Origin of the sequence: Paenibacillus sp. BJ-4 (genome assembly GCF_020404765.1) — a bacterium.
In the GTDB taxonomy this organism is placed as follows: domain Bacteria; phylum Bacillota; class Bacilli; order Paenibacillales; family Paenibacillaceae; genus Paenibacillus.
This window is the reverse complement of sequence record NZ_JAIVEM010000152.1, coordinates 1-13,382: the sequence shown is the minus strand read 5'-3', so window position 1 is coordinate 13,382 and position 13,382 is coordinate 1. Positions and strand designations below refer to the sequence as shown.

Here is a 13,382-nt window from a genome sequence, read left to right as displayed (position 1 = left end):
CGCCGCGGGCGAGCGGCTGTACCGCACGGGAGACTTGGCGCGGTGGATGGAGGACGGCAACGTGGACTTCATCGGCCGGATCGACAACCAGGCGAAAATCCGGGGGTACCGGATCGAGACGGGCGAGATCGAGTCGCAGCTGCTGTGGGTGGAAGGCGTGCGCGAAGCGGTGGTGCTGGTTCGAAGTGACGCGAACGGGCAGAAGGCGCTATGCGCGTATTACACGCCGGATACCGGAGCGGAACTGGCAGTGAACGATCTGCGCGGCGCGCTGGCGCAGGAGCTACCGGGCTACATGATCCCGTCGTACTTCGTGGAGCTGGAGCGCCTGCCTCTGACGCCGAACGGAAAGATTGACCGGAAGGCGCTGCCAGCGCCGGAAGGGGAAGCGGGAAGCGGAACGGAGTACGTCGCACCGCGCAATGAGCTGGAAACGAAGCTGGCGGCGATTTGGCAGGAGGTGTTGGGGCTTGCGAAGGAGATTGGCGTTCACGACAACTTCTTCGACATCGGCGGCCACTCCCTGCGAGCGACGACGCTGGCGGGCAAGGTATTTAAGGAATTAAACGTCAACCTGCCGCTGCGCGACGTATTCCGTCACTCGACGATTGCGGCGATGGCCGAGGCGATCGCCCGGATGGAACGGCGGGAGCATGAGGCCATTCCTCAAGCGGAGGAGAGAGAATACTACCCTCTGTCCTCCGCGCAGAAACGGCTGTTCATTCAGCACACGCTGGATGGAGCGGATCAGCTTTACAACATGCCGGAGCTGGTGCAGGTGGAAGGCGAGTTTGATTTAGACCGGTTGGAAGCCGCCTTGCGGAAATTGATAACACGGCATGAATCGCTGCGCACCGGTTTTGAAATCGTGAAGGGCGAAGCGGTTCAGCGGATTTACCCGCAGGTCGATTTTGCTATCGAGCATCATCAAGCGGATAAAGAGGATGCGGCTCAAATCGAGCAGATCGTCCGCAGCTTCGTTCGTCCGTTTGATCTCGGCAAGCCGCCGCTGTTGCGCGCTGGAGTCATCGAGCTGGAGCCGAACCTGCATATTCTCCTTTTCGACATGCACCATATGGTGTCCGACGGCATATCGATGGCGATTGTGATCGATGAGTTCTCGAGTTTCTACGCCGGGGAAGAACTGCCGCCACTGCGCATTCAATACAAGGATTATGCCGTTTGGCAGCAGTCGAAGGCCCACCGAGAGCGGATCGGGCGGCAAGAAGCGTACTGGCTGCAAACCTTCGAAGGCGAGCTGCCGACGGCGGACCTGCCGATGGACTACGAACGGTCTGCGGCTCGCAGCTACGAAGGCGCGCATCTGGAGTTCGACGTCGAAGCTTCTCTCTCTGCGCGGCTGCGCGAATTGGCGGCCGAGCGTGAAAGCACACTGTTCATGGTGCTGCTTGCGGCTTATACCGTGCTGCTGTCCAAGTACAGCGGGCAGGAGGACTTGGTCGTGGGCACCTCGGTGGCGGGAAGAACGAACGCCGATTTGGAACCGGTCATCGGGATGTTTGTCAATACGCTGGCGATCCGCAATCGTCCGTCGGGCGACAAAACGTTCTTGTCCTACCTGGAAGAAGTGAAGGAAACGGCTTTGGGTGCTTTCGAGAACCAGGATTATCCATTCGAGGAGCTCGTGGAGCGTTTGAATGTGAAGCGGGAGCCGGGCCGCTTCCCGCTGTTCGATGCCGTTTTCGACTTGCAAAATATCGAAGAACGAGACGCCGAGCTGGAAGGGGTCAGCCTGAAGACTTACAAGCTTGACCATTTGGAAGAAGCGAAGTTCGATCTGACGCTGTTTATGTATGAAAACAACGGGGCGCTGAGCGGGGGCTTCTTCTACGCCACCAAGCTGTTCAAAGAAGCGATGATCCGCACCTTGACCGAGGATTACCTGCGGGTACTGTCTCAAATTGCGGAAAATCCACAACTCGAGTTAAGCCGGATTGAATGTCATAAACCGGCGGCAGGCGCAAAGAGTGCTGTCGATACGATCGAATTCGCGTTCTAATCCTACAAGCGCGCCTCCGCCGTCAAGCGAAAGCGGCGCGCATCCCAAGGAAGACGGCGAACAACGTCCAAGCCCGTAAACGCGCAGGCCGAAAGCAAGCTTTTCGGACCTGCGCCGGGGCATGCGTTCACTTCATTTTTAGGGGAGGTACGAATGAAATCTTTATTTGAAAAGGAAGAACGGTACTGGAGCGGCAAGTTTGACGCCGATGACAGCCTGAGCTTCCTTCCCTACAGTCAATCCTCCAAATTATCTGCCGACGGGGAAGCTGCGGCCGAGCTGGGCTTGCTTCACCGTACTCTGCCGAGCGAACTCTCGGAGAGAATCATTTGCCTCGCCAACGGTTCGGATTTGGCTTTGTACATGATTGTTTTGGCAGGAGTAAAAAGCCTGCTGTTCAAATATACCGGGCGGGACCAAGTGCTGGTCGGCATGCCTTCTTATAGCGCAGACCCCGACGGGACTCCGCCGCCGCATGACATCTTGGTGATCAAGACGTCCGTAAGCCGCCAGACTACGCTGAAAACGCTGCTCGGGGGCATCAAAGCCTCCATCGGCGAGGCGCTGGAGCATCAGCACCTGCCTTTTCGGAAAATGGTGGAGCCGCTCCATCTGGACTATACGGGGGACGGCCTCCCGGTCGTCAACACCGTCGCATCCTTCGCCCCGATTCATCCGGGACCGCTAGGTAACCGGGTGGCGGCCGATACGGTTTTTCGCTTCGACCGCCAAAACCACTCCATCGAGCTGGAGATAAGCTTTGACGGGCAGCGGTACGAGCGGGCATTTGTGGAACAGGCGGCCGACCATCTTGTTCGGCTGCTGTCCGTGCTTTTATTTCAGCCGGATCTGGAGCTCGGACAAGCCGATGTGCTGTCCCCAGACGAGAGGGAGACGCTGCTGAAGCGATTTAATGACACCGAAACCGAGTTCGAGCGGGGGAAAACGATTCACGGCTTGTTCGAAGAGCAGGCGGAGCATTACCCGGACAACGTGGCCGCCGTCATGAACGAGCGGCAGCTGACCTACCGCGAGCTGAACGAGCGATCCAACCGCCTTGCGCGGAAGCTGCGGGAGACGGGAGTAGAAGCAGACCAGCTGGTAGCGATTCTGGCCGAACGCTCGCTCGATATGGTCGTCGGCATTCTGGCGATTCTCAAAGCGGGCGGAGCATACGTGCCTGTCGATCCCGACTACCCGGAGGAGCGCATCCGCTTCATGATCGAGGATTCGGGCGCGCCGTTATTGCTGATTCAAAAGCATTTGCACGAGAAGACCGACTTCGCAGGAACGCGCCTCGAATTGGACGATTTCGTTTGGGGTGACAGAGGGGCGGACTCCGCCGATGCGCTGGACGCTTCGAACCTGGAGCCGGCCAGCGGTCCGAATGATCTGGCTTATGTCATCTATACGTCAGGTACGACGGGCAAACCCAAAGGGGTCATGCTGGAGCATCGCGGTTTGGTCAGCTTGAAGCTGATGTTCGCGGACAGGCTGGGCATCACGGAGCATGACCGGATCGTTCAATTCGCCAGCCTGTCGTTCGACGCGTCCTGCTGGGAAGTGTTCAAAGCGCTCTATTTTGGCGCGGCTTTGTACATCCCGACGGCCGAGACGATTCTCGATAACCGCCTGTTCGAGAGTTATATGAACGAGCATGCGATTACGGCGGCGATTTTGCCTCCGACGTACAGCGCTTATTTGAACCCGGACCGTCTTCCCAGCTTAACGAAGCTCGTAACGGGAGGCTCGGCGGTATCGGCCGAATTCGTGCAGCAGTGGAAACCGAAGGTCCACTATTTCAATGCTTACGGCCCTACCGAAGCTTCGATTGTTACGACGCTTTGGGATGCGGATGAGGAGCAGCCGGAGCGCAGAGTCATTCCGATCGGGCGCCCGCTGGCCAATCACCGGATTTTTATTTTGGATGCCCACCTGCAGCTTGTGCCTCCGGGAGTGGACGGCGAGCTGTGCGTGGCAGGCGTGGGGCTTGCGAGAGGTTACCTGAACCATCCGGAGCTAACGGCAGAGAAGTTCGTGGAACATCCGTTTGCGCCGGGAGAACGCCTTTACCGGACGGGAGATCTCGCCCGCTGGCTGCCGGACGGCAACATCGAATACCGGGGGCGGATCGACCATCAGGTCAAAATCCGCGGCTACCGGATCGAAATCGGCGAGATCGAAGAGCAGCTGCTGAAGATCGCCGCCGTGCAAGAAGCCAAGGTGCTCGACCGCGACGACGCGAACGGCCAAAAGCAGCTTGTCGCTTATTACGTCGCGGAAACGAGGCTGGCGGCGCATGAACTCAAGGAGGAGCTCGCCAAGCAGCTTCCGGGGTATATGATTCCTTCGCACCTCGTGCAGCTTTTGCGGATGCCGCTGACCCCGAACGGGAAAATCGACCGCAAAGCGCTGCCCGCGCCGGAGGAAGCCGCGACCGGAGGAGCGGAATATGTCGCGCCGAGAACGCTGCTCGAAATGAAGATCGCCCGCGTCTGGCAGGATACGCTTGGCGTTCCGCAGGTCGGCGTAAAGGATAACTTTTTTGAGTTGGGTGGCAATTCGTTAAGTCTGATGAGGCTCGTTCAAGCCGTTTACGATGAAACGGGCATTGAGATACCGCTGAACCGCCAATTCCATAATGTAACAGTTGAAGCCATGGCTTTCGGAGAGGGGGATCTGGGCCTGGATAAAGGGGGGGACTCCTTCATTAAGCTGAATAAAGCAGGAGATCTGAACGTGTTCTGCTTCCCTCCGGGCAGCGGCTTCGGCATCGGTTACCGAGAGCTCGCAAGCAGGCTCGACGGCCGGTTCGTGCTCTACGGCATTGATTTTATCGACGATGCCGCCGATTACGAGGCCATGCTGAACCGTTATGTGGACGAGATCGTCCGCATCCAGCCGGAAGGACCTTACGTGCTGCTCGGCTACTGCTTCGGAGGCAACCTGACGTTCGAGGTAGCCAAAACGATGGAGAAAAGAGGGTATTCCGTAACGGACGTGCTCATGGTGGACTCGTGGATTAAGGACACGCTGACGCCTTCCGAAACGTCGGAGAAAGAGCTTGAAGAAACGCTTGCCGATTTCGACGAAGAAGAGAAGGAATTAATGAGCAACCCGCTCGTGCGGGAGCGGGTTCATCGGAAGGTCAAAGCGACCTTGGCGTACGAAGCGCAGCTTATTAATTCCGGCACGATCCCGGCCCGGATTTACGAACTGATTGCGAAGGACAGCGAAGCGTTCCGCCTGGAGCACCAATTGCCTTCCTGGCGGGGGGCAACGACGCAAGCTTACGCCGATTACCGGCTGGAGGGCGCGCACGAGGAATTGCTGGAACTCGCGCGCGTGGAAGAAACGGCCGCCGTCATCCGGGACATCTTAGAGCAAGTCAAGCGGCAGATCGAAGCGGAGGCCGGGGTACTGCATGGAAGCTGACCGCCAGCCGTCTGTTCTAGAACAAGGCACAGCGGCGCCTTCCAAGCGCCAAACCGCTTACGCCGCCTGGAAAGCGTTCCGCTGGCTGATGTCCTATGTAAGCCGTCACAAAGGCTGGATGATCGTCGGTATCTTGTCCGCAATTGCCGCCGCTGTTATTGAGATATGGACGGGAAGTTTGATCGAGCAGCTGACCACCCAGGCCGAGAAGGGGGCGGGGCCAATCGTTCTGCAAATCGTGTACACGGTCTTTGTGGTCATCTTGATCGGTGTGCCGGCGAAGTATTTCATGAGCTTCGGCGTGGAGCGAAGCAGCGCCTCTGCGGTGCAGGATATCCGCAACCATGTCATGCGTCATATCGGCAAACTCCCGGTCTCCTATTTGGAAAAGCAGCACTCCGGCGACGTGTTGTCGCGGATCAACAACGACCTGCAGCTCATCCAGCAGTTTATGATTCGGGACCTCGCCCAGTGGTTTTATCATCCGCTATTGTTCATCGGCTGTTTCGCTTATTTGATCTACCTCCAATGGGAGCTGATGCTGTACAGCCTGCTGTTATTTCCTGTAGCGCTGCTGGTTTCCCAATGGATCGGCAAGCAGTTGGAGCGGTTGACGGAGGAAGCCCAGGCGAACATGGGCCGAATGAACGTCAACCTCCAGGATACGCTTGGGGGTATGCCTATTGTAAAAAGCTACCTGCTATCCGGCATGTTATCTCGCTCCTACCAAGCGCTGCTGCAATTGACGGCCCAAAAAAAGCTGGCTGTGAAAAAGCGGGAAGCCTGGGTCAACCCGCTGCTTTCCACGCTGATGATCAGCCCGATCATTTTCGCCGTCAGTTACGGAAGCTATTTGATCTACAAAGGGCAGCTAGGCGCGGGAGAGCTGATCGCCTTCCTGTACTTGCTGAATCTGTGTCTGGAGCCGCTGGAGCATATTCCCGAGCTCATCACGCGGACGTTCGAAATGGCCGGTGCCCTGAGAAGGGTCTCCGAAATCGTCGAGCAGCCGACCGAAACGGAAAATGGCCGTTCGCTTCCGAAAGCGAGCGCCGCCCCCATCGAGTTTCAGAACGTAACCTTCGGGTATGAGGAGAGCTCCCCGATCCTGCGGAATGTTAGCTTCTCGGTGCCGGAAGGGAAGACGATCGCGCTTGTCGGAGCGAGCGGCGGAGGGAAGAGCACGGTGTTTAAGCTTGTATGCGGCTTTTATCCGCTTCCGGAGGACCAGGGCGAGATCCGCGTGTTCGGCAGCCTGATCCACGGCGCCGATCCGGAGCAGCTTCGGTCGCATTTTTCCGTGGTAACCCAGGATTCATATTTGTTTAGCGGCACGATCGCCGAAAATATCGGCTACGGGCGGGAAGAAGCGTCGATGGACGAGATTATCGAAGCCGCCAAAGCCGCTCAGGCGCATTCCTTCATTATGCAGCTTCCCGGCGGCTACCAGACGTATGTCGGAGAGCGCGGAGGCTTTTTGTCCGGCGGGCAGCGCCAGCGCATTGCAATGGCCCGGGCTTTTCTGAAGGATGCTCCCGTTCTGCTGCTAGACGAGCCAACGTCGGCTCTTGATCCGGAGTCGGAAAGCGCGGTTCAGGAAGCGCTCAACGTGTTGATGAAGCAGAGAACGATGATGGTTATTGCCCACCGGCTTTCTACGGTACAAAACGCCGACGAAATTTGGGTCATGGAACAAGGAAATATTGTGGAAAAGGGCACTCATGAACAATTGCTGGAGATGAAGGGACTGTACGCCCAGTCGTACTACCAGGAATTTACCGAGTCTGCCGAACGCAGGGAGGTGGCGTACACATGAAAAAGGGCGGATGGCTCTCGCAAGTGAAAGAACTCGGCTACTTGCTGACGTTTATGAACCGCAAGCGCAAAACCCAGTACGCCATTGGTCTGGCCGTGACAGCGCTCACCCAGACATTGTTCCTAATCGCCTTCAGCTTGGTCGTACATTACTTGGTTGATTTCGCCGTGTCCCGAGATACGTCCCTGATGGTGGAAGCCTTTATTATTTTGGGCGCGGTCCTGTTCCTGGAAAATATAATTTCTCCCTGGTTCATTTACTTATACCAGCGCAGTGTCGAGCTGACTGTGCTGAATATCCGCGAACGTCTTTATGACAAGCTGTGCCGGGTGCGGCCGAGATTCCTGGAGCAGACGCACCATGGGGACTTGCTGTCGCGGGTGAACAACGACGTAACGACCGTTGAGTTTACATTCTCGCAGGTTTACTTCGTTTTGCTGCTTCAAGTTGTCTTTTGCATCGGCTCCATTGTCTCCATGGTGTTGATCGATTGGCGGTTTGCCGGCGTATCCTTCGTCATTCTGCTGCTGTCCTCCGTGGTCAGCCTGAAATTTGCGCGAGATATTCGGGTCTTGTCCGAACAAGGCTTGCAAATGCTCGGTAAAATGACCGAAAAATTCAAAGATTTTATGGGCGGCATTCAAATTGTGAAGCTGTTCCGCATCCGCACGATTTACGGCCAGTACGAGGCGTTGAACGAACAAATGACGCAGACGCTTCGGCAAACCGCGCAGAAGAACGGCATGCAGGCTGCGGCGAACCATTTTATCAGCTACGTCACGTTCTGCGGCATCATCGTCATCGGCAGTCTTCTTTATGCCTACGGACTGATGGGAATGGGAAGCGTCGCCGCCCTGGCGGTTCTGCAAGTGAATCTGACGCACGCCTTGTTGAACTTGGGGATGGTTCTGTCGATGACCCAAAATTCGCTCGCGGGCGCTCACCGGATTCAAGAGGTACTAAGAGAGGAAGAGGAACCGGAGCGTTTGGGATCTCCTCACAGCGAGCTCGTATCGGAGGCTGCGGTGGAGTTTCGCGATGTGGAATTTTCCTATCAGGCGGATAAAAAGGTGCTTGTCGACATGTCCATGCAGGTGTTTCCCGGCCAGGTCGCCGCTATCGTAGGGGCCAGCGGCAGCGGCAAAAGTACGCTGATCAAGCTGCTGCTCGGCTTTTATCCTGTGGACAGCGGAGAAATCCTGCTCCAAGGCAAACCGTTCGGCCATTACACGCTGGACGAAATCCGCAGGCAGATTGCATACGTTCCGCAAGAGCCGTTCTTGTTTACCGGCACGATTGAGGAAAACATCCGCTACGGCAACCCGGATGCAACGGATGAAGAAGTGATCGAAGCGGCCAAAGCGGCGTACGCTCACCATTTCATTCAGGAACTTCCTGAACAGTATAAAACGCCGGTGGGAGAGAGAGGAGCGTCGTTGTCGGGCGGACAAAGGCAGCGAATTGCGATCGCCCGGGCGATTCTCAAAAACGCCCCGATTCTGCTGCTGGACGAAGCGACTTCCGCGCTGGATAACGAATCCCAGCATTGGGTACAGCAGGCCCTGAACGTATTGACGAAGGGGCGCACCACCATTCTGATCGCCCACCGTCTCAGCACCGTGGAACATGCGGATTTGATTACCGTCATGAACCAAGGGACGGTCGTCGAGCGGGGCCGCCATCAGGACCTGCTGGCGCTCGGGGGTTATTACGCCCGGCTGTACGGCTAGACCCGCTTTACGGCGGGCGGCTTCCTGCTTGCGAATGCGACAGAGTCTTTTAGTAATCCAAGGGTATGACTTTATAACCGGTAGTTACCAGAAAACGTAGACACGAAAAAGGGGGAAGAGTCCGAAGGAGCCGTTCCGGGAATGGCCTGCGCGGTTCTTCTTAAGAGTGACTAAGTGACATCTAGGTACAAAGCCTATCTATAAAGAATCTGTAAACCGGGAGTGTGTCGATGTGAGAGAGAATACCAACGAGCAATATGGATTAACGCAAGCCCAGCGCCGAATATGGTTCATGGAAATTATGAATCCGGGAACGTCCATCACGATGCTTTCCGCGACCTACCAGATTACGGGCGAGATCGACATACAGCTTCTGGAGCAAGCGGCGGCAGAGATCGTCAAAACCTATGACGCTTTCCGAATCCGCATTAGCGGGGATTTGCAAAATCCAACGCAGTGGTTCGAAGAGCCGGAGAATGTCCAAGCTAGGATAAGCCGCCTCGAAATAGGCACAACCGAACAATTCTATGCTTGGGTGAAAGAAGTAAGTGAAAAACCGGCCAGCGTGTTCGACGAACACCTCTACCAATTTACGATTATCCATTTTGCGAACGGCCAAGTATGGCTCAATTTGACGGTAAATCATATTATCGCCGACGGCTTGTCCGTCAATGCTTTGCTGCATGCGGTGATGGAAAAATACCTGGAACTGCGCAAAGGCATCTCCAGCAGTTACCAGGCCCCTTCCTATCTGGATTATATTTCCGCGGAGCGTGAATATGAACAATCGCAGCGTTATCAAAAAGGCAAGGAATACTGGCTGACGAAGTACAACACTTTGCCTGAAACGACCGGCATTAAATCGTATCCGCCACTCTCGATCGGCAGCGAATCCAATAAACTGGCCATCACTTTGGACGGTTCCCGGTATGAACGCATTCTGGCCTTCAGCGAACAATATCAGGTCAGCTTATATACGTTATTTCTGTCCGCCATGTACGCCTTATTGTACAAGCTGACCGACAGCACCGATGTTCCGGTCGGCACGGTTTTCGCCAATCGCACCAGCAAGAAGGAAAAAGAAACGATCGGCATGTTCGTCAGCACCGTGGCTACGCGGATTCGTCTGAATCCAGACGGGCACGTGCTTTCCTTGATCCAAACGGTTTCCAAGGAAAATACGGCGGATCTGCGGTATCAGAAATACCCTTATAACCAATTGATCCAGGATTTACGCGAACAACACGGCCGCAACGATCTTTCGGGGCTGTTCCGCACGTCTCTGGAATATCTGCCTGTGAAAATCGTGGAGTACGAAGAAATCAAGGTACGCGGGGAGGCTCACTTCGCTAGGCACGAGATGGACGATTTGCTGCTGCGCTTCGACCATATGCTGAATGAAGGCCATGTAATTCTCCATGCTTCCTATCGTACCGGCCTGTTCGAGACGGCCGAGATTGATCGGATTATGGAACAGTATGTAACCGTTCTGGACCAGTTTCTTCAGACTCCCGAACTGCCGGTACGCGAGATTTCTCTGCTGAGCGATGAGGAGAGACACCGCATTCTCAACGTTTTTAACCCGCCGGTGGCAGGGCTGAGCGAGGGAGAAGCGTTTCATCGGTATGTTGAAAAGTTTGCCCGGGAAATTCCGGATCATCCGGCAGTCGTCTACATGGACAAACAGCTGACCTACGGCGAATTGAACGAACGCGCCGAGCGGCTGGCTTCTCTCCTTCGCGAACAGGGCGTGGGAAGGGAGACGATTACGGGGATCTGGGCGGAGCGTTCGGTGGAACTGCTGGTCGGGGTGCTCGCCGTTTGGAAAGCCGGCGGAGCCTATGTACCGCTGGACCCCGATTATCCGGCGGAGCGGATTGAGTACATGCTCAGCGATAGCGATGCATCGGTGCTGCTTACGCAGCGTCATCTGTTGGAGCGGGCCGGAGGTTGGTTGGCCGATGACCGGCTGAAGCTTCAAGCTGTCTATGCCATGGACGATGAACAGATTTATAACGGGGATGCCTTAGCCGTGGAATTTGAATCTGCCGGCAGCGCCCCGCAAGACTTGGCTTATGTGATTTACACCTCGGGTACGACGGGACGCCCGAAAGGCGTCATGATCGAGCACGGTAGTCTCGTGAATACGGCGGATGCGTACCGTCGCGAGTACCGGTTGGATCAGTTTCCGGTGCGGCTGCTGCAGCTGGCCAGCTTCTCGTTTGACGTGTTCGTCGGAGACATCGCGCGGACGCTGTATAACGGAGGCACGATGGTGATTGTGCCGAAGGATGACCGGATTGATCCGAACCTCTTATACGGCTGGATTCGGGACCAAAACATTACGGTATTCGAATCGACGCCTGCGCTCATCCTGCCGTTCATGCAGCATATTTATGAAGAAGGGCTGGACGTTAGCTCCATGCAGTTGCTGATTACCAGCTCGGATGCTTGCAGTGTCACCGATTACCGATTGCTGCAGGAAAGATTCGGAGGACAATTCCGCATCATCAACAGCTATGGCGTTACCGAAGCGGCCATTGACAGCAGCTTTTACGGTGAGCCGCTGGATAAGCTGCCGCCGTCGGGTCATGTGCCGATCGGCAAAGCTTGGCTGAACGCCCGGTTTTACATTGTCGATGCCGCGTTAAAGCCGGTTCCTGTAGGGGTTCCGGGCGAGCTTGTCATCGGCGGCGCCGGGGTGGCGCGCGGGTACTGGAACCGTCCGGACCTAACCGCCGAGAAGTTTGCGGACAGCCCGTTTGTGCCGGGCGAACGTCTGTACCGGACAGGCGATTTGGCCCGCTGGCTGGAAGACGGCAACGTCGACTTCATCGGCCGGATCGACTATCAGGTGAAAATTCGCGGGTTCCGGATCGAACTCGGCGAAATTGAAACGGCCCTGCTGCGTTTCCCGGGCGTCAAGCAGGCTGTGGTGACCGACCGTACGGATGAGCAGGGGCAAAAGTATTTGTGCGGCTACGTGGCGGCGGATGCTTCCTTGCAGCTGAGCGATCTGCTGTCCCAATTGAAGCAAGAGCTGCCGGCCCATATGGTCCCGGCCCGGCTGGTGTCTCTTGATAAGCTTCCGCTCACGCCGAACGGCAAAATTGACCGTAAAGCGCTGCCTGAACCGACCGGAGAGGTAGAAGCAGGCCGTGAGTATGTGGCTCCTCGCACAACGCTGGAAACAAGACTTGCTCTCATTTGGCAGCAGGTGCTGGGTATTGCGCGAGTTGGAGTCCAAGACGATTTCTTTGACTTGGGTGGTCATTCCTTGCGGGCCTCCACGCTTGTTTCCAAGATTCGGAAAGAGCTGCAAGTCGAGGTTCCGCTGCGGGAAGTTTTCCGCTACACCACGATCGAACAGCTGGCCCAAAGAATCGGCGGTTTAAGGCAGCAGGAGACGTATGAGATTACAAAGGCGGCTGAGGCCGAGTACTATCCGGTTTCATCCGAGCAAAAGCGTCTGTACGTCCTGCGCCAGCTTGACGGGGCCGAGCGCAGCTACAATATGTCGGCGGCGCTTCTTCTCGAAGGCAAGCTGGACCGCACGCGCGTCGAGCACGCGTTCCGGGCGCTGATTCAGCGCCATGAGACGCTGCGTACCGGGATCGAGCAGGTTCAAGGCGAGCTTGTCCAGCGCATCTATGACGAGGTGGAGTTTGCTGTCGATTATTTCCAGGCGAGCGAGCGGGAAGTGGACCAAGTGGTGGAAGCTTACTATCGCCCGTTTGATCTGACCAAGCCGCCACTTCTCCGCATCGGCCTGATCGAAGTCGCCGAGGATCGCCACATTCTGCTGTTCGATATGCACCATATCGTCTCGGACGGCATTTCGACAGTGCTGCTCTTCGACGAGTTCAGCCGCCTGTATCGGGGCGAGGAGCTGGCCCCGCTGCGCATTCAATACAAAGATTATGCCGTTTGGCAGCATTCCGAAGCCTACGGGCAGATGCTTCAGCCGCAGAAGGAGTACTGGCTGGAACAGCTATCGGGCGAGCTGCCGGTCTTGGAGCTGCCGACGGACTTCCCGCGGCCTGCGGTGCAAAGCTTTGACGGCCGGACCGTGAAGTTTTATATCGGGAAAGAGCGGACGGAGAAGCTGAAGGAACTGGCGGCACGGACGGGGACTACCCTGTACATGGTGCTGCTGTCGGCTTACTCCATCCTTATGCATAAATATTCGGGTCAGGAAGATCTGATCGTGGGAACGCCGATTGCCGGAAGAAATCACGGCGACGTTCAGCCGCTGATCGGGATGTTCGTCAATACCCTGGCCATCCGCAGTTATCCGGCTGCCGGTAAGACGTTCCTTGACTACTTGAAGGAAATCAAGGAGACGACGCTGGGCGCTTTTGAACATCAGAATTATCCGTTT

6 protein-coding genes are annotated in these 13,382 nt (G+C 56.4%); 5 read left to right on the top strand and 1 reads right to left on the bottom strand.

Annotated elements, in window-relative coordinates; translation table 11 throughout:
• On the top strand, positions 1-2,020 hold a 2,020-nt coding region (locus tag LCF57_RS23255), incomplete at its 5' end, for a condensation domain-containing protein (RefSeq protein WP_226002842.1).
• A gap of 2 nt (positions 2,021-2,022) precedes the next feature.
• Here LCF57_RS23255 and LCF57_RS27730 read toward each other — a convergent pair.
• Positions 2,023-2,151 (bottom strand): hypothetical protein, encoded by a 129-nt coding sequence (locus LCF57_RS27730; RefSeq protein WP_264083776.1) that lies wholly within the window; start codon positions 2,149-2,151, stop codon positions 2,023-2,025.
• A gap of 22 nt (positions 2,152-2,173) precedes the next feature.
• Between LCF57_RS27730 and LCF57_RS23250 the strand changes: the two genes are divergently transcribed.
• The 4 genes from LCF57_RS23250 to LCF57_RS23235 form a co-directional block, all read left to right on the top strand.
• Entirely contained in the window at positions 2,174-5,455 is a 3,282-nt protein-coding gene (locus tag LCF57_RS23250; RefSeq protein WP_226002841.1) for a non-ribosomal peptide synthetase, read from the top strand.
• Positions 5,445-7,271: an ABC transporter ATP-binding protein gene (locus LCF57_RS23245; protein WP_226002840.1), complete on the top strand. Its 1,827-nt coding sequence runs from the start codon at positions 5,445-5,447 to the stop codon at positions 7,269-7,271. Before LCF57_RS23250 ends, LCF57_RS23245 begins: the two co-directional genes overlap by 11 nt.
• Positions 7,268-9,001, top strand: a complete 1,734-nt coding sequence (locus tag LCF57_RS23240) for an ABC transporter ATP-binding protein (protein ID WP_226002839.1) — start codon at positions 7,268-7,270, stop codon at positions 8,999-9,001. Before LCF57_RS23245 ends, LCF57_RS23240 begins: the two co-directional genes overlap by 4 nt.
• A gap of 232 nt (positions 9,002-9,233) precedes the next feature.
• A partial coding sequence (locus LCF57_RS23235) for a non-ribosomal peptide synthetase (protein WP_226002838.1) occupies positions 9,234-13,382 on the top strand: 4,149 nt, incomplete at its 3' end.